The organism is Ectopseudomonas oleovorans (genome assembly GCF_029845265.1).
In the GTDB taxonomy this organism is placed as follows: domain Bacteria; phylum Pseudomonadota; class Gammaproteobacteria; order Pseudomonadales; family Pseudomonadaceae; genus Aquipseudomonas; species Aquipseudomonas oleovorans.
In genome coordinates this window covers 17,393-34,104 of record NZ_JAOCLK010000047.1, presented here as the reverse complement: position 1 = coordinate 34,104, position 16,712 = coordinate 17,393, and the positions used below count along the sequence as shown (strand labels likewise).

The following is a 16,712-nucleotide window of genomic DNA, read 5'->3' as shown; positions in this document are numbered from 1 at the left end:
TTCGCTGATGTCTTCGCCGATGCGCTTGAGCTGGCAGCCGCAGGCACACTGGGTGCTGTCCGGCTCGTGAAGTATCAGCGTGCGCGGCAGTTCGGCCGGCAGAGGCGCTCGCTTGGGCTGCTGCCGTAGCTCGCGCTTGGCGGACTCTGGTCGGGCCGCCTCAAGCTCTGCCTCGATGGCGGCGATGTCGGCATCGATCATCTCGTCGAGCAGATTGAGCTGGTCGGCATTGAGCTGCTCGCTGCGGCGGGCGAAGCGGTGGCGCCGCAGCACGGCGAGTTCGTGGTTCAACCGCTGGTTGAGCGTTTCCAGGTGATCGACGCGCTGACTCAACTGCGCGGCCAGTTGGCGCAGTTGCTCGGGTGTTAGCTGATCGAAAGCGGCAGGGTTCATGGCGCCGAGTGTGCGGATTTCTGGCCCCCTCGGCGATAGGCCATTGGCCTAATTGCACGTCGGCTACAGGAGCCTGATCTCGGCATCGGGCCCAAGACGCTGCCAGGGCAGGCCGATCACCAGGGCCTGCAACTGCTCGGGGTTGAGTTCCACTTGCTGTCCCTGCCAATTGCCCGACCAGACGAAGCGCCCTCGATTGAGCCTGCGAGCGGCCAGCCAGATGCCGAAGCCATCGTGCACCAGCACCTTCATCCGATTGGCGCGCTTGTTGGTGAACAGGTAGGCACAGTGCGGCTGCGCCGCACCGAACACTTGAACCACCCGGGCCAACGCGGTTTCAGTGCCGGCGCGCATGTCCAGCGGCTCGGTGGCGAGCCAGATGAGCTCGATGCGGATCACTTCAGCAGCTCGCGCAGGAAGCGGGCGCAGCCTTCAGGGTCGTTGCCCGGCCACTGCACCGACAGTTTGCCGGTCCGATGGGGAATGGCGATCTGGATGGCCCTGTCGGCCGCACTCGGGGTAGCCGGCCCGCTCGGGACGAGAGGAATTGGACTCAACAACCACCGACTTCAGTCGGTGGTTGTTGAGTTCGAATGACGCAGCTCCTGCGGACCATTAAACGAAGCCCACCCGCCAGGACAAATACGTATCATGAGGCAGCGGGTAGCTTGGTAAGCTCGCTCTCAGATAACTCTTGTCAATGTGGCCGTCATGGAAGAAAGCGCGCAACAGCGTTCAGAACGCTATGTATCTGCCCGCAGCCAGCACCCCGCGTGGCTTTTGCTTGCCTCGCGGCGTGCTCCGCTCGTATTGGGCTGCCTGCGCACTCTGTTCGAGCGGGCGCATGATGGGATCCCCATGGAGGATGCGCTGCAAGCGCTGTCCGAAATGCTGGCTGCTTATGCCAGCCAGGAGCTTTACGAAATCGACCCAGATGCAACGCATCTCCAAGCAGGTCGTGAACTTCGTGAATGGATCAAGCGGCGCCTCGTCGTAGAGCGAGAGGGCCGTATCTATGCAACCGACGCGTTGGAGTCCGCCATCCAGTTCGTCGATTCGTTGGATAGTCGGATCATGACCTCCACGGCATCTCGCCTTTCGGTGGTTCAGCGCGAGATCGAAAACCTGGAAACGGGGCTGAACCCCAGCCCAACTGGCCGTATTGCCAGCCTGCGCCGCCGAATCCAGGATTTGGAGCACGAGCTAGCGCAGGTAGAAGGTGGCCACGTCATCGTGCTGGATGAAGCGCAGGCGATAGAGGGCATACGCGAGGTGTATAGCCTGGCCACCAGCCTACGCGCGGACTTTCGACGAGTTGAAGACTCTTGGCGCGAGGCGGATCGCGCCCTTCGACACTCCATCATCAGCGAGCAGTCTCACCGTGGAGAAATCGTCGATCGGTTGTTGGACGGGCAAGATGCCCTACTCAACACGCCGGAAGGGCGTGTCTTTGAAAGCTTCCAGCAGCAACTGAGGCAGTCCGCTGAGCTGGAGGCCATGCGTGAGCGCTTGCGCACCATCCTTCGTCATCCAGCGGTTCCAAAGGCGCTGAATCGTCCCCAGCAACGTGAGCTACGTTGGCTGGCGTTACGCCTGGTTCGGGAGTCGCAGGCTGTGCTCCAAGCGCGCGCCCGAAGCGAGCGCGATGTTCGTGGCTTCATGAAGACGGGGCTGGCCGCCGAGCATCATCGCGTCGGACAGTTACTCAACGACTTCTTCAATCTAGCGCTCAGCGTCGACTGGCAACGCCAGTCAGAACGCCGTAAGCCTGCATGTTTACCACCAGTTGGTGTAGCCATTACCGGTGTCCCAGCAATCGAGCGTCTGCGCTTCAAGACTCTGGATGACGATGATACGGGCGAGCTGGATCTGAGTTTGAAGCCTGCGGGGTTGGAGCAGATTGATAATGACTTCTGGGATGCCTTCGACGGGCTGGATCGTGAAGCGCTGATTCATGACACCCTGGCTGTGCTGGTGGAGCAGGGTCGCCCCGTGAGTCTCGTGGAGCTTGCGTCTTTGCTTCCACCTGTTCACGACCTGGAAACCTTTGCGCTCTGGCTGGCGATGGCGCGCGAGGCAGGTATCGAGGTGCTGACAGAGGAACGTCAGCTCGTGGAGCTGGTGGACGAGGATGAGCAACGCTGGCGCTTCAATCTGCCTTATGTCGGACTCGACCACGAGGCACTCAAAGACATCGATTGGGAGTTGTGAGCATGGCAGGGATCTTCGATCGAATTGCAGGTGCCTCTGGCACCGACGAAACGGAGCTGACGGTGGAGCCCATAGCGTTGGATGACGGCATGGATGATGAACAGTCTCTTATGAGCGCCGCTGTTCAGGTCGATGAGCGCCGGACGCCGCAACGGGTACGTGAGGCCGTACAGGAAATGCTCAAGTACGGGCTGCTGGAAGAAAGTCACAAGCCCAATCTGTATCGCTCGGCGCTTGCCAATATCGAGGCGGTCGACACAATCCTGGAAGCCCTCGACCTGGCCATGGGGGTCGACGAGGTTCGCGGGCTGGTGTTCGTCACCGTTCGTCAGGGCGAGGGGGCCGAGCAGGATGACTGGTCGCACCCCCTTGTGCGCAGGCAAAGGCTGAACCTGGAGCAGTCCCTGCTGATCGCCATTCTGCGCCAGCATTTCATCGCCTACGAACAGGAAAGCGGTACGGGCGCCACTCAGGCACTGGTAGCTGTTGATGAGCTGATTCCGCAATTGCAGGTTTACCTGGGCGAGCTGGGCAGTGAGGCGAAGGAGCGCAATCGCGTCATCACGCTGCTGGATCAGCTCAAGGGGCATGGTTTGGTGTCGGCTCTGGACGCCCATGACCGCGTCATCATCCGCCCCATCATTACCCACTTGGCCAACCCGGAGAACCTGCAGGCACTGGTGGTTTGGCTGCGCGAGCAGGTGGAGGGCGCGACTACCCCGGCTGCCGCTGCTGAGGAGGACGAGGCGTGAAGCAAGCACTGCTCTGGCGTGACAGCGAGACCTTCATTCTCAGCAGCATCGAACTCTATAACTGGGGCGGCTTTCAGGGCTATCACCGTGCCGAGATCGATCCCTCAGGCACCGCCGTGATCGGCCCAACGGGTAGCGGTAAAACGACGCTGGTGGATGCGCTGATGACCTTGCTGTGCGCCAACCCGCGCTACAATCTGGCTTCCACAGGTGGGCATGAAAGCGACCGTGATCTGGTGTCCTATGTGCGCGGGGTTACCGGCCCTGGAGACGGAGGTGTAGAGCAATCTCATATCGCGCGCCAGGGAAAGACGGTCACCGCCATTGCCGCCACGCTCGAGCGTGACGGTGCGCAGGTGCGACTGGGCGCTGTGCTCTGGTTCGAGGGCACCAGCTCTTCGGCGTCCGATCTGAAAAAACTGTGGCTGTTAAGCGAGTCCCCCGAGCAGACGCTGGAGCATTGGCTCAGCCAACATCACGCAGGCGGCATGCGGGCGTTGCGTCAGATGGAGAAGGATGGGACGGGTATCTGGCCTTATCCCAGCAAGAAAGCGTTCCTGGCCAGGCTCAGGGATTACTTCGAAGTCGGTGAAAACGCCTTCACCTTGCTCAACCGCGCTGCCGGCCTGAAGCAGCTCAATAGCATTGATGAGATCTTTCGCGAGTTGGTGCTCGATGACCGCTCCGCTTTCGGGCGGGCTGCCGAGGTCGCTACTAGTTTCGATGATCTAACGGACATTCACCGCGAACTGGAAACCGCTAGAAAGCAGCAGCGCTCACTGCTGCCGGTCGCCGATGGCTGGGAGCGTTACCGAGTCTTGCAAGCCCAGTTGCAGGACAAGCAGGCGCTCGAAGGCATTCTTCCGGTCTGGTTCGCCGAGCAGGGTTATCGCCTGTGGTTGGCCGAAACCAACAGGCTTGAGAAGGCGCAAAAACAGGCCGAACTGAATCAGGAGCAATGCAGGGGACAGTTTGATATCCAGAAGGGCGTGGTCGATCAGCATCGTCAGCGCTACCTGCGAGTAGGCGGTGCAGAGATAGATCTATTGCGCGCGCGCATCGCGGATTGGGTTCGGGAGTTTGATAAACGGCGCCTGAAAGCCGAGCAGTACCAGCGTTTGGCCAAAGGGCTAGGACTCGTGGAGGAGTTATCAGCCGCTGCGCTCGAGGAAAATCAGCAGCAGATCACGGCACGCCTGGAAGTACTGGCCGAGCAAATTACTGAGGCACGGCAAAAGGCGTTCGATACAGGCATTGTCCAGAAAGAACTCGATGGCCGCCTGCAGAGCTTGCAGCAGGAGCGTGCCGAGGTCGAACGACGGCCAGGCTCGAACCTGCCTGGGCATTTTCATGCTTTTCGAGGGGAGCTGGCGCAGATGCTTGGCGTCGATGAATCGGCCCTGCCTTTCGTTGCCGAGCTGGTGCAGGTCAAGCCCGAGGAGCTGGCCTGGCGGGGGGCCATCGAGCGGGCAATCGGCAGCCACCGCCTGCGTATCCTGGTGCCGCAGGGTGCGTCCGAGGCTGCACTGCGTTGGGTGAACCAACGACACAACCGCTTGCATGTGCGCTTGTTGGAGGTCAAGGAACCGTCGTCGCGCCCTGTGTTCTTCGACGATGGTTATACCCGCAAGCTGACCTTCAAGGAGCATCCGTACCGCGAAGCGGTAAAGGCGCTACTGGCGGACAACGACCGACATTGCGTGGAGAGCACGGAGCAATTGCGTTATACCCCGCACGCCATGACGGCTCAGGGGCTGATGTCGGGTAAAGAACGCTTCTTCGACAAGCAGGACCAGAAGCGCCTCGATGAAGACTGGCTGACCGGCTTCGATAACCTCGACCGTCTGGCCTTCCTGACTGAACAAATTCGCGAGGTCAATGAACAGCTCGCGCCTGCCAAGCTGGCCTTGGATGCTGCCCAGGGCGATGTCCGCAAGTTGGAGGATCAAGCTTCGCTGCTGCAGCGCGTCGAAGAACTGCAGTTCGAGGAGATTGATCTGCCGGGCGCCGAGCGTCAGCTGGAGTCGCTGCGTGCTCAGCTGGACACCCTGACACGTCCCGACTCTGACCTCGCCCTTATCAAGGCTGAGCTGGATGAAGCTGAGGCATTGCTGGACTCTCTGGATCGACAGAGGCAACAACTTATCGAGCAGTGCGGTCAGTTGAAAATTCAGTTCGAGCAGGCCGCATCCGCTACCCGTAAGGCTTATCGCGGCGCCGAAAAGGGGCTGAGCGATACGCAACGTGAGTTGGCGCTAGCGCACTTCCCGACCCTGAGTGCTGATGACCTTGGCGATATTGTCGAGCTGGAGCGCAAGCATACGCATGAGCTGCAAGGGCAGCTCAAAACACTCGGCGAAAAACTAGGCGATCAGAAATCCGAGCTTACCAAACGGATGTCCGACGCCCTGAAGGTAGACACCGGGGCGCTTGCAGAAGTTGGGCGAGAGCTGGTGGACGTACCCAAGTATCTGGAGCGTCTACGCGTGCTGACCGAGGAAGCCCTGCCCGAGAAACTCAAGCGCTTCCTGGAATACCTCAATCGTTCTTCGGATGACGGCGTCACCCAGCTACTTAGCTATATCGACCATGAAGTCTCGGTGATCGAGGAGCGTCTGGATGACCTGAACAGTACGATGCAGCGTGTTGACTTTCAGCCCGGGCGCTATCTGCGCTTGGTTGCGACAAAGGTCATCCATGCAAGCCTGCGCACCTTGCAACAGGCTCAGCGCCAACTGAACTCGGCGCGTTTCATCGATGATGAAGGCGAGAGCCATTACAAGGCATTACAGGAGCTCGTTGGTCTGCTCAAAGATGCCTGCGAGCACAGCAGGAATCAGGGCGCCAAAGCGCTTCTGGATCCGCGCTTCCGCCTGGAGTTCGCGGTCTCAGTGATCGATCGAGAAAGCAAGAGTGTCATCGAAACCCGAACAGGCTCTCAGGGCGGTAGTGGTGGCGAGAAAGAGATCATCGCCTCCTATGTGCTGACCGCTTCCCTCAGCTATGCGCTCTGTCCCGACGGCAGCAGCCGGCCGTTGTTCGGCACCATCGTGCTCGACGAGGCGTTCTCGCGCAGCTCCCATGCGGTTGCCGGTCGGATCATTGCGGCGCTGAGGGAATTCGGCTTGCACGCTGTCTTCATCACGCCCAACAAGGAAATGCGCCTGTTGCGCCACCATACGCGTTCGGCAGTCGTCGTTCATCGGCGCGGCGTGGAATCCAGTCTGGTTTCCCTGAGCTGGGAAGCGTTGGATGAGCATCATCAACAGCGCATCAAGGCCATGCATGAAGTCGCCCACTGACATCAGTCGCAGCCTGGCCAGACAATGGCAGCGCTCCAGCGTACGCTTGGAACGCTTGCTCAATCCCGCTAGCTGGTCGCAAAGCCTCAACATCGGCAAGCCTTCGGCACGACTCTTCACTGACAACATCCAGGCGGTGCTCCGGCATGTGGAGAGTTGGCGGAGCGTGAAAGTGGGTAAGGTCGACTGGGAACCCGTCAGCTACCGAGCAGGGCTGGCCCCAATTTCCTTGCCAATGCGCTGGCACTTGCGTAGCCCCTCCGAATGGATTGCCGCGAGCGATGATCCAAGGGTCAGCCAGGAATACGCTCAACTCGAGTATCTGGTCGAGCAGGTAGATAGTTCCTTTCATGCGCTGCTGGTGGCCCAGCGCAGCCTGTGGTTGACGAAGATGCCTGAGGAAGTCGTCGCCACGGCGCAACTCGCCACCCGCTTGTCGCCAGGCTGTGCCCGAGGCCGTCCACTGCGCCTGCTTGCCGAGCACGGAGTAGACACCAAGTTTTTCGAGCGTAACGCCAGCTTGCTGACCTGGCTCCTCGACGAGCGCTTCGAAGGCGCGGCGTCCGAGCAAGGCCTGACGACTTTTCTGGATGCCTTTGAAGAAAGCAGCCACTGGGTTCTGGTCGTTCCCCTTCAGCCTGAGCTGTTGCCCTTCAAGCGGCTCAGACTCACCACTGCGGAACTGGCCGAAACCCCACTTCCCGGTTCGCGATTGCTCGTGGTGGAAAATGAGCAATGCATTTACTTGCTGCCTGAGAGCTTACCGGACACCCTGGCTGTGCTGGGCTCAGGACTCGATTTGCAGTGGCTAGCGTCCGCGCACCTGGTCGGGAAACAGATCGCATACTGGGGCGATATGGATACCTGGGGCTTGCTGATGCTGGCGCGAGCGAGACTCCATCAACCAGCAGTCGAAGCACTATTAATGAAGCAAGAGCTGTTTGAACAGCACTCACCGGTGAGCGCAGTCGTCGAGCCGGCCAAAGCGCGGGAGTCGGCCCCACCTGGTTTGCTGGCTGACGAAGCGGATTTCTATCGGTATCTGCTGGTGCAAGAGCGAGGACGTCTTGAGCAGGAGTACCTGCCAAAGGAACAAGTTGAGCGCGCTATCGAGCAGTGGGCTCGAAAGAGCCTGCAACTGCTGGGTGATCCACTGTAAGTGGCGTGCGCACGCCTTGCCGGTGGACGCACTGATAATCGCTGTCCGTATGAGCCAAGGAGCGACGAGCTAGTACTCCCGGAGTGGCATGTCTTTTACAAGTGAGCAAACTACGTGGCACGGATTCGGCACAAAATTGGCACAGGCCGAAAAGCAGTCAAAAAGGTGCGTTGAGGGCAGTGCTCATTGATGTGCGATGGTTGCACTTGGAGTAGATTCTGGAAGGGGCAGCCAATTCGGTAATCGAATCGGAAAGGTCTTGTGGGAAAACTTGTGAATCAAGGAGATATGGCGCACCAGGCGGGATTCGAACCCAGAGCCACGAAAATGGCCCATTTGAGAGATGCGCAATGCCAGCTTCAGCACGAGTGTATCGCGTCAGTGAGGTCGGTTGATGGATCACAAGAGCCTTACACAGCGAACCCATCTCAAGCAAGTGAGCTCAGGTTCCTAGGGACCGAATGGCCCAACTCTTACGAATTGGCTGTCGGGTACAGGCTGGCACTTTGCCCTGTGTTCACGCTACTGTTTGGGCTATCCACGTTCTGGACCCCATAAGGAGTAGGGTGTGATTCACAAGAAAATGTTAGTCAACGTTTTGGCTCTTCTAGTTTCTACGGGCGCGAATGCCGCACCAAGCAAGGAAGATATGTCTTGGGTGGCTTCGATAATCGATAACAATGCCGCAGATGACTTGGCGAACCTTAAGGTATGTGACAAATTTGACCTACATAGTGATTATCTTCGCGCATTATTCGAAGTGGCCGCGGTTTATCCAAACGTTGACCCCACTAAGTTCTCAGCATTAGTTAGGCAAATACAGCGAAAGGCTGACGTTTTAGCTGAAATTAGAACTAGTAGTTATCAGCAAATGCCAGAAAAAAAAGCAGAAGCTTGTCAGTTTGACGTTGGGCAAGCCTTAAAGCATCTGAATTCGCTTGACGATTTTATCTTTAAAAGCTAACAAGGATTAGCTTTGTTGCTGAGTTCTACTAGCTGCAACATGACAGATTCTTTGATAACAAGGCAATCGCTTGAGCCTGTCAGTAGAATGAACTTCTTCTGGACGCGGCGGGTACTGATAAAAGCTTGAAAATTGCCGACACTTAATATCTCTGCCGCGTCAAGGTGGTCAATCAACTCGCAGGCATTCTCATAGATAATTAAGCGATGTTGCATGATGTACTCCCAGTCAGTTGCTGTATCCGATCACGTTACCAGGACTATGGGAGGGGTGTAAGACTGCCGAAGTTATTTCCAGCTATGTATAATGCGTGGCGTCCAAGCTCGTAATTAAGTCAGCGGTTAGTTACCTCGACTAATCGCTGACTCTTTTCATTCCGCCTCACCCCTCTTGTTCTTCGTAGTCGTCCGCTTCGTCATAAACTTGGTCGTCCTCTTCGTACACCGGGTCTTGATCCGGGCCGTCTTCGTCGATCTGCACTTCTTCGTAGCTCTGATCAACGCTGTCTGCGCACAGAGCAGGCCCTGCAATGGCGCTGAGCGCGGAAAGCGCCAGCACCGCCACCCAACTAGTCATCATTGCTGAAAAGCTCTCCTAAGCTCTCGTAGAGCGTTTTACCGCCGTCTCTCGCCGAGTCGCAGGCATAGTCCGGAACAGTGCGCTTTCTCCGGGCCTTCTTGAGGATGTCGGCGGATATTCCGTGCTCCTTGGTGCAGTAACCAGCCCACCACCGTGGATTGCTGATTTCTGCGACGTGAACGGCAAGATTGCCGAAGCGTTGCCGGTATCCCTCGGCAAGTGCCGACCTGAGCGCCAGCCTAACCTCCTCGATGCGGTCAGCCGGGATGCGCATAATCCCGTGCAAGTGAAGCGGGTGGTTCTCGGTGCTGGCGCCGTGGGTGTACTCCAGATTGAAGGCAAGGTCAGTGCTGATCCCCAGTTTTGCTAGCGTTCGCTGGATGATCCCCGCAAGGTGGTTAGCTGGGCCTCGCTTCGCAGCGAGCGCCTTTGTCGCTGTACGGTGATCCAGGCGAATGGTCACGGCAACTGCGTCAGGTTGGCGGGCCAGCCAGAGCAGCCGGAAGAACTGTTTGATTTCTGCCGGCACATGCTTCGACCAGTCAGCCAGCTTGCCGGAGCCTTTCCCTGCGTATGACTGTGCCACTTGTTCGATGAAACTGATCTTGGCTTCGATCTGAGCTATCTGCTCATGGTCAAGGTCTGGGTCTAGTTCACTAATAGCTGCTACACCCTGCTCGCGCATGCCTTGGAAATTCGCTAGAAGCCCCGCCTTATGGGCGTTTGGGAACCGTATGGATGCGGTGCGTCGCTTGCCGTTTTTTGCATCTACTCCCGATGGGGCAGTCGCTGGCTCAGCAGATTTTTTTGCAAGAGAGCGCTTTCTGCTGCCTGAATCAGAGGAGGAAAATGCGGCCCATTCGTTGACCTTGGAAGCGTTCACCGGCAAAAAGCTTGGTTCGTACTCTTCGTTTGCAGATGGATCGGCGGAGGCAAAAGTCGCCCATCCCTCGGGCTTAGGAGCGGTGTCTGGCAAGAAAACTGGCTTGTGCTTTTCACTTGCGGCTGGCCCGGGGAACAAGGGGGCTGACGGCCGGCAGTACTTGGCCAGAAGCTCATCACACATCTCGTCTAGCTCACGATCCAGCTCCTCTGGTGTCTTGTGGAGCCGCTCGCTCTCGACTTGGGGCGGGATGCCTATCTCGTTTGCATGCTCTTTGACGGCCAGCGAATGGCTGGTGTCGGGGTATAGCGTTGCTTCGAGTTCGTCAAAAAGCGCTTCGCGCTCTTCCTCACTCAGTGTATGTCCTGTCTTCTGTTGCATTGCCCATGCTCGTTGTGGTCGCTCGTCCCTCTGCCCGATTTTCAATTTCGGGTCGTCCGCAGAAAGCGCTATGGGGTCGAGTTATTGTCGTTTTTCTAAGGGTTTGACAACCGGGCCTGTGATGTCAGGTTCGGCCCGGTGTCGGCTCGGTGTCCCGCTACTCGTGTACCAGCTCCACCACCTCATCGTCCTCGGGGCTTCGCTCATTCAGTAGCGGATTGCCGGTGATGCGTTCTGCTGACTCCCTGCGTTGCTGCTCTCGCATTACCCGAACGTCCTCGTCGGTCATGATCCGAATACGTAGCTCGGAAAGCTGCTCAACGTGGGTAGCCTCTGCCAGCCTTTCAAGGGGAAGGGCGCGACGGCTGACCTTCTGCGTAAGGTCGAGAGCCGTTGCCGCTGCTACGGTCGTGCGCATCATCTGATAGGGCGTGCTGGTGCTGGGGTCGAGCGCTTCGAGCGTTTCCACCGTCTTTTCCCTGATCAGTCGGGCAAGAGCGATGTCCTCCAGGGCGAGCGCTGCGGCTTGCCCTTGCACCGTTTCCAAATCAAAGGCGGCATTGAGCATGTTCTGCCGGGCTTGCTCAATGAGGGCTTCGGTTGCAGCGCCAGCAACAGCGCCCCGTCGCTTGAGTATCCGCTTGGTGGTCGAGAGGGATAGGTCGAGCTGGGCTGCTATTGCCGGGCACGAGTAACCAGCCTCGCGCAGTATCACGGCCTGAGCCTCAATGTCTGGCTTGGTCTTGCGGCTCATGGCTGGTCAGTCCTCGATGATGCGGAGCGCTTTCGGGAGGCCGGCCAGGGCGTTTAGCTCGTTCGAGAGTTCGTGCCAGTTGTTGCGCACGTTGTAGAGCGGAGCGCGGGACAGCATCACGATGTTCTTGAGCTGTACCGGGGCGATGTCATGAATGGTTTGGCCCTGTTTGGACAAGGCTTCAAGCGTGGCGTTGATGATGTTCTGCCGAGTTCTGGCGCGTTGGGCGCATCCGGCAGCAGGCTGATTCTTGCAGGGGCGATTGGATTTGATGCCGTGAGTTCGGCAGAAGTGGTAAGCGGCGTCTTTTGTCCAACGTGAACCGTCGGAGCGAGGGGCGAAGTTATTGAGGTGGTCAGCTAGGCGGGAATAACTGCCGTTGTCGGATTGCATGAACTTGCGGGCAGCTTCTACTAGGTTGTGCATTTGTTACTCCTAAGTAACGGTGTATGAATTCGGCTCTTCGATAGGTTTACCTCGCATGTTTTTGGTTGATGGCGCTGATCAAAAAATTCAGCGCCAAAATTTTATCGTGTGTTGTGTTTCGCGTCTAGCTTGCTGGCTGGAGTTGCTGGTCGTCCATATGCTGGAACTTCTGGCAGGCGCGCTTGACCGCAGCAGTTGAGATTGAAAACTCTGCTGCTGTTGCGCTGATAGTGGCTGCGTTGTTTCTTCTCCAGGCGGCTACTTCTGCATCATTGATTCTTTTAGGCGCCCCCAGCTTGCGCCCTTCATCCTTTGCCCGGTTTATTCCTGCCATCTGACGAGCCTTGATGTTGGCCCGTTCCAGCTCTGCAACGGCAGCCAACATAGTCAGCATCATCTTTCCAACATCGCTGGAAAGGTCAAAGCCTTCTCGCAAAGAAACAACTGATACTCCCTTGGCTTTCAGGGCTTCAACGGTTTCAAGTACGTCAATGGTATTGCGTCCGAGCCGGTCAACGGCAGCAACTACAACGGTGTCACCTTCCCGGGCGTATTTGTGCAGCTCTTTGAAGCCGTTTCGGTCAAGCGCCTTGGTCGCTCCGCTAGTGGCTTCATCGCTAAACCACTTGGCCACGTTGTAGCGTTGGCTGATAGCGTGCCGCTGGGCTTCGATTGATTGACCATCGGTACTTACACGGGAGTAGGCGAGGATTGCTGACATTGTTCCACCTGATTGGCTCATAAAGCTGGATCAGATTATGAGATGTGGCTCAATGAAAATCAACATTTCTGATCCATCGTGAGAGCCCCATTCTTTGGCCGATGTTCGCCGCAATCAGAAGGGCTCAGAAGGTGTACCTTTTGAGCTAGCCTCGGGCTGGCTGGCTCAGCCGGCCCAAGGTCAGGAATCAGGATTACTCCGCTTGGTTTAACCCGTGCTCAGCTCGATGGCGTGTAATCCATGTTTCGAGATAGGAGCCCAGCCGCCCTTCGAAATCCGCATAGGTCACGTGAGATAGATCGAGAGGGAACGGCAGGCTTTCGATAGCCTGCTGCTTCTTCTCAAGCGAGAAGCCGTTTCCGTAGTCGACCCACTGACCTTCGGACTTCTTACGAGAGTGACCAGTCAGGTCTGGCATGACCAGATAGGCTTCCGCCCCGGCATCTCGGGCCAGATCGATGAATGTGTGGCGGAAGCTGTGAAAGTTTTTACCGTCCGTCCTTCCATCCTCGTTACGTTTACGGACTCCCACGTTGAAGAGGTAGCCCCCAGCGGGCGTGCTCCCACTCGGCATGCGGCAAAAGAACTGCGTAGCAATTCCGCCCCAGCCCTTCTGGATGTTGTACACAAGGCCGTCCGAGAATAGCTTCTTGCGCCCCTCCGCAACTGCCCGTTTCCTGAAGTCGAGAAAGCCGGCTTTGAGTAGCGAAGTATGGAGCGGTAGAACTCTCCGGCTTGAGCTGTTCTTGACTGATTTAGGCAAAGGACTGTCAGTCGGGTCGTCCACGATGGTCACTGTCCATATACCACTGACTTCTCGTATGTCCTCCGTATCGAGCTGAGACAGTTCGTTTAGTCGCCCGCCTGTGTAAAGAGCAAGGAGCGGTAGCCAGAACTGGTACGGAAATACCTTCTGCCGGTGATTGACCTCCGTGCCCTTGTAAAGCCAGCCGTTGAAGATTGATTCAAGATCACTCTTTGTGAAGGCGCGCTCAGGTGGTTCGGTTCCCGATTGTTTTTGGTCAAAGCTGGGCTTATCGGGTAGGTCTGGCGGAATCGAGGTCAGCCCTCGCTTGTGAGCGAATCTGTGTAGCGCACCTAATCGAATAGCGATCTTGTCAGCTGTCGCCGGCTCGATTCTTCGCTCTCCCACCTGAGCCAGAATTGAGTCAATCGGAGCGTTGGGGTCGGGCAGCTTTGCGCCAGGGCTAGCTTTGACTTGGGTAATTCGTAGATAGATTTCATTGAAGTCATCCAGGCTCAGCTGGCCGATTGGCTTATTCCCGCTCAGGATGTTTAGACGGCAGGCGTGCGCGCGCTCTGCATTTTTAGTGCGCACAGGTTTTGGCTTTTTGTTGGAGGCTAAGGCCAGTTTTGATTCATATTCCCACTGAAGACCCCACAGCTCATACAGCGTCGGGCCAGCTGGTTTTGCTGGGCGCTCCGTGTTGACCGGCTGTAGCGTGTTGGCTTGCCCTTGCCCTTGCCCTTGCCCTTGCCCTTGCCCTTGCCCTTGTCCAAGCGCCAGCGCCTTGAGCCGCTCCGGGAGCAGTTTCGCAAAGAGCCGGTAGGGCAGGCTTCGACCGAAATCGAAGAGGTGTTCTGCTAGCTCCTGCTGGTGAGCAGGGATCGCCCGCTTGCTGCTTCCGGTTAGCACTTTTGCAATCAATGCCCGCCGCTGCTGCTCGTCGTCTTCGCGGCGCTCTGCATCGGTGATGGGGGAGTCCGACTGCTCGGGCTGCTCCATTGAGGGACTGCTCCACGATCCCCACGGCTCCGGGCTGCCAGCTCCCTCAATCTCAGCCATCCAGGCTTCGATATCTTCGTCTGTGATTTGGTAATCGTCGCGCTCAACCATAGTAAGCACCTTGTCAAAGGCAGCCTCATAGCGGGCGGCGAACTGTCGAGCACGGCGCAGCGCCAGCCGCTGGCTGTCTGTTTTGAGGGAGCGCCGAATTTCTCGCTGGAAGCCCAATGCGCTGCGCAAGGGCAATGGAACGACGATACGGAAGTAGAAGGTTCCGTGACGGTTCCGGGTGATATAAGCGGGCTGTGCTGGCATGGGTTCGCACCTCTGCGATGCCCCACCTACGAGCACCACTCAGTGTCACACCAGCGATTCCGGAGCAGTGATCGTCAGTATTTTCATGCCTGACAAGCACTTAGGGAAGATGGCGCACCAGGCGGGATTCGAACCCACGACCCCCGCCTTCGGAGGGCGGTACTCTATCCAGCTGAGCTACTGGTGCGTTGCGGGACGCAATGATACGCATCTGGGCGCTTAGCGTCCATCGTGCATGAGTGTGCGTTATTCCGAACGAACTTTACACTTTTTCCCTGGCCAAGAGCCCCCTCAGAAAGTTTTTTATCATTCTTTCGTCGATTTAGCGCTTCCGGCTATTGCCCTTTACCCGTGCCGCTCCTAGGATTCGTTTGAGATTTCAAACGCAGTGTTCGCTCATCCCGAACCCTTCGCCACTCAGCGGCTCTTAACTATTTACCAGGTCAGGCCGTGCTTATCGCGCGGCGTGCTTCGTGTCCACGACTCCACTCCCGACGCCTGGACGTCGGTCATCCAAGGAGACTGCCATGCAACTGAAAGACGCTCAGCTGTTCCGCCAACAGGCCTATATCGATGGCCAGTGGCTGGATGCCGACAGTGGCCAGACGATTGCCGTGAATAACCCGGCAACTGGCGAGATCATCGGTCATGTGCCGAAGATGGGCCGAGCGGAAACTCGCCGTGCCATTGAGGCTGCCGAGAAGGCGCTGCCGGCCTGGCGTGCGCTGACTGCTAAGGAGCGTGCGAACAAGCTGCGTCGCTGGTTCGAGCTGCTGATGGAAAACCAGGACGACCTCGGTCGCCTGATGACCCTGGAGCAGGGCAAGCCGCTGGCCGAGGCCAAGGGCGAGATCGCTTACGCCGCTTCCTTTATCGAGTGGTTCGCCGAGGAAGCCAAGCGCGTCTACGGTGATGTGATTCCGGGTCACCAGCCGGACAAGCGCCTGATCGTGATCAAGCAGCCGATCGGCGTCACCGCCGCCATCACCCCGTGGAACTTTCCTGCGGCGATGATCACCCGCAAGGCCGGCCCGGCACTGGCCGCCGGTTGCACCATGGTGATCAAGCCGGCTTCGCAGACCCCATTCTCCGCCCTGGCCCTGGTCGAGCTGGCCGAGCGTGCCGGTATCCCGAAAGGTGTGCTGAGCGTGGTCACCGGCAGTGCTGGCGAAGTGGGTGGCGAGCTGACCAGCAACCCGATCGTGCGCAAGCTGTCCTTCACCGGCTCGACCGAGATCGGTCGTCAGCTGATGGCCGAGTGTGCCCAGGACATCAAGAAGGTGTCGCTGGAGCTGGGCGGCAACGCGCCGTTCATCGTCTTCGATGACGCCGACTTGGACGCCGCCGTCGAAGGCGCGCTGATCTCCAAGTACCGCAACAACGGCCAGACCTGCGTCTGCGCCAACCGCATTTATGTGCAGGACGGTGTCTACGATGCCTTCGCTGAGAAGCTGATTGCCGCCGTGGGCAAGCTGAAGATCGGTAACGGTCTGGAAGACGGCACCACCACCGGCCCGCTGATCGACGAGAAGGCCGTGGCCAAGGTTCAGGAGCACATCGCCGACGCGGTGAACAAGGGCGCCAGGCTGGCGCTGGGCGGCAAGCCGCATGCCCTCGGTGGCACCTTCTTCGAACCGACCATCCTGGTGGACGTGCCGAAAACCGCTGCCGTGGCCAAGGAAGAAACCTTCGGCCCGCTGGCGCCGCTGTTCCGCTTCAAGGACGAGGCCGAGGTGATCGCCATGGCCAACGATACCGAGTTCGGTCTGGCTTCCTACTTCTATGCCCGCGATCTGGGCCGCGTGTTCCGCGTGGCCGAGGCGTTGGAGTACGGCATGGTGGGTATCAACACCGGCCTGATCTCCAACGAAGTCGCGCCGTTCGGCGGTGTGAAGGCGTCCGGCCTGGGCCGTGAAGGCTCCAAGTACGGGATCGAGGACTACCTCGAGATCAAGTACATGTGCCTCGGTGGAATCTGATTCGGAAATCCGCTGATTTCCAAGACGGGGCAAGGTGCGAAAGAGCGTGCGGCGCCCCGGTTGTAAGTCGTAACCCTATTGAGTCCCTCGCGGGCTCGGCTCAGTCGATCATCGCATGCTGAGCCGACCTCCCGCCGGGGATGACC

The 16,712-nt window shown here is 58.2% G+C and carries 15 protein-coding genes and 1 tRNA gene; 6 read left to right on the top strand and 10 right to left on the bottom strand.

The window, feature by feature from the left end; all coding sequences use genetic code 11:
• Both N5J71_RS19025 and tnpB read right to left on the bottom strand, forming a co-directional pair.
• Positions 1-393 (bottom strand): IS66 family transposase (locus N5J71_RS19025; protein WP_481787215.1); only part of this gene is annotated, 393 nt, incomplete at its 3' end.
• 63 nt (positions 394-456) lie between these two features.
• On the bottom strand, positions 457-792 hold the full coding sequence (tnpB, locus tag N5J71_RS19020) for an IS66 family insertion sequence element accessory protein TnpB (protein ID WP_023083680.1): 336 nt from the start codon (positions 790-792) through the stop codon (positions 457-459).
• Between the two features lie 312 nt (positions 793-1,104).
• Between tnpB and N5J71_RS19015 the strand changes: the two genes are divergently transcribed.
• From N5J71_RS19015 to N5J71_RS18995, 5 genes are all read left to right on the top strand, one after another.
• Complete coding sequence (locus tag N5J71_RS19015) at positions 1,105-2,604, top strand: DUF3375 domain-containing protein (protein WP_279917425.1); 1,500 nt, start codon at positions 1,105-1,107, stop codon at positions 2,602-2,604.
• A 2-nt stretch (positions 2,605-2,606) separates the two neighbouring features.
• On the top strand, positions 2,607-3,356 hold the full coding sequence (locus N5J71_RS19010; RefSeq protein WP_279531585.1) for a DUF4194 domain-containing protein: 750 nt from the start codon (positions 2,607-2,609) through the stop codon (positions 3,354-3,356).
• The gene (locus tag N5J71_RS19005; protein WP_279917424.1) at positions 3,353-6,658 is read left to right on the top strand and encodes an ATP-binding protein; all 3,306 of its coding nucleotides are present in this window, start codon (positions 3,353-3,355) and stop codon (positions 6,656-6,658) included. The genes N5J71_RS19010 and N5J71_RS19005 overlap by 4 nt, the downstream gene beginning before the upstream one ends.
• Entirely contained in the window at positions 6,609-7,817 is a 1,209-nt protein-coding gene (locus N5J71_RS19000; protein WP_279917423.1) for a Wadjet anti-phage system protein JetD domain-containing protein, read from the top strand. Before N5J71_RS19005 ends, N5J71_RS19000 begins: the two co-directional genes overlap by 50 nt.
• 568 nt (positions 7,818-8,385) lie before the next feature.
• Complete coding sequence (locus N5J71_RS18995) at positions 8,386-8,781, top strand: hypothetical protein (protein ID WP_279917422.1); 396 nt, start codon at positions 8,386-8,388, stop codon at positions 8,779-8,781.
• On the opposite strand, the gene N5J71_RS18990 is transcribed toward N5J71_RS18995, so the two are convergent.
• The 8 genes from N5J71_RS18990 to N5J71_RS18955 form a co-directional block, all read right to left on the bottom strand.
• Positions 8,778-8,996, bottom strand: a complete 219-nt coding sequence (locus N5J71_RS18990; RefSeq protein ID WP_279917421.1) for a hypothetical protein — start codon at positions 8,994-8,996, stop codon at positions 8,778-8,780. The two genes, N5J71_RS18995 and N5J71_RS18990, sit on opposite strands and share 4 nt — an antisense overlap.
• Before the next feature lie 166 nt (positions 8,997-9,162).
• On the bottom strand, positions 9,163-9,360 hold the full coding sequence (locus tag N5J71_RS18985; RefSeq protein ID WP_279917420.1) for a hypothetical protein: 198 nt from the start codon (positions 9,358-9,360) through the stop codon (positions 9,163-9,165).
• On the bottom strand, positions 9,350-10,624 hold the full coding sequence (locus tag N5J71_RS18980; protein WP_279917419.1) for a hypothetical protein: 1,275 nt from the start codon (positions 10,622-10,624) through the stop codon (positions 9,350-9,352). The genes N5J71_RS18985 and N5J71_RS18980 overlap by 11 nt, the downstream gene beginning before the upstream one ends.
• A gap of 157 nt (positions 10,625-10,781) precedes the next feature.
• Complete coding sequence (locus N5J71_RS18975) at positions 10,782-11,378, bottom strand: helix-turn-helix domain-containing protein (RefSeq protein WP_095597624.1); 597 nt, start codon at positions 11,376-11,378, stop codon at positions 10,782-10,784.
• 6 nt (positions 11,379-11,384) lie between these two features.
• Positions 11,385-11,804 carry a hypothetical protein gene (locus N5J71_RS18970; protein ID WP_279917418.1) on the bottom strand — a complete coding sequence of 140 codons (420 nt, stop codon included), beginning with the start codon at positions 11,802-11,804 and terminating at the stop codon, positions 11,385-11,387.
• 124 nt (positions 11,805-11,928) lie between these two features.
• Positions 11,929-12,525: a recombinase family protein gene (locus N5J71_RS18965; protein ID WP_095597625.1), complete on the bottom strand. Its 597-nt coding sequence runs from the start codon at positions 12,523-12,525 to the stop codon at positions 11,929-11,931.
• A gap of 193 nt (positions 12,526-12,718) precedes the next feature.
• Positions 12,719-14,587, bottom strand: a complete 1,869-nt coding sequence (locus N5J71_RS18960; protein ID WP_279917417.1) for a site-specific integrase — start codon at positions 14,585-14,587, stop codon at positions 12,719-12,721.
• A 110-nt stretch (positions 14,588-14,697) separates the two neighbouring features.
• Positions 14,698-14,774 (bottom strand) — tRNA-Arg (locus N5J71_RS18955).
• Between the two features lie 340 nt (positions 14,775-15,114).
• On the opposite strand from N5J71_RS18955, the gene gabD reads away from it, so the two are divergent.
• Entirely contained in the window at positions 15,115-16,566 is a 1,452-nt protein-coding gene (gabD, locus tag N5J71_RS18950) for an NADP-dependent succinate-semialdehyde dehydrogenase (RefSeq protein ID WP_147809415.1), read from the top strand.
• The last annotated feature ends 146 nt before the right edge of the window (positions 16,567-16,712 follow it).

Coding starts and splice junctions, on each gene's coding strand:
- N5J71_RS19015 (WP_279917425.1), top strand. CDS start 1,105: ATGGAAGAAAGCGCGCAACAGCGTTCAGAACGCTATGTATCTGCCCGC.
- N5J71_RS19010 (WP_279531585.1), top strand. CDS start 2,607: ATGGCAGGGATCTTCGATCGAATTGCAGGTGCCTCTGGCACCGACGAA.
- N5J71_RS19000 (WP_279917423.1), top strand. CDS start 6,609: ATGAGCATCATCAACAGCGCATCAAGGCCATGCATGAAGTCGCCCACT.
- N5J71_RS18990 (WP_279917421.1), bottom strand. CDS start 8,996: ATGCAACATCGCTTAATTATCTATGAGAATGCCTGCGAGTTGATTGAC.
- N5J71_RS18985 (WP_279917420.1), bottom strand. CDS start 9,360: ATGATGACTAGTTGGGTGGCGGTGCTGGCGCTTTCCGCGCTCAGCGCC.
- N5J71_RS18980 (WP_279917419.1), bottom strand. CDS start 10,624: ATGCAACAGAAGACAGGACATACACTGAGTGAGGAAGAGCGCGAAGCG.
- N5J71_RS18975 (WP_095597624.1), bottom strand. CDS start 11,378: ATGAGCCGCAAGACCAAGCCAGACATTGAGGCTCAGGCCGTGATACTG.
- N5J71_RS18970 (WP_279917418.1), bottom strand. CDS start 11,804: ATGCACAACCTAGTAGAAGCTGCCCGCAAGTTCATGCAATCCGACAAC.
- N5J71_RS18965 (WP_095597625.1), bottom strand. CDS start 12,525: ATGTCAGCAATCCTCGCCTACTCCCGTGTAAGTACCGATGGTCAATCA.
- N5J71_RS18960 (WP_279917417.1), bottom strand. CDS start 14,587: ATGCCAGCACAGCCCGCTTATATCACCCGGAACCGTCACGGAACCTTC.
- gabD (WP_147809415.1), top strand. CDS start 15,115: ATGCAACTGAAAGACGCTCAGCTGTTCCGCCAACAGGCCTATATCGAT.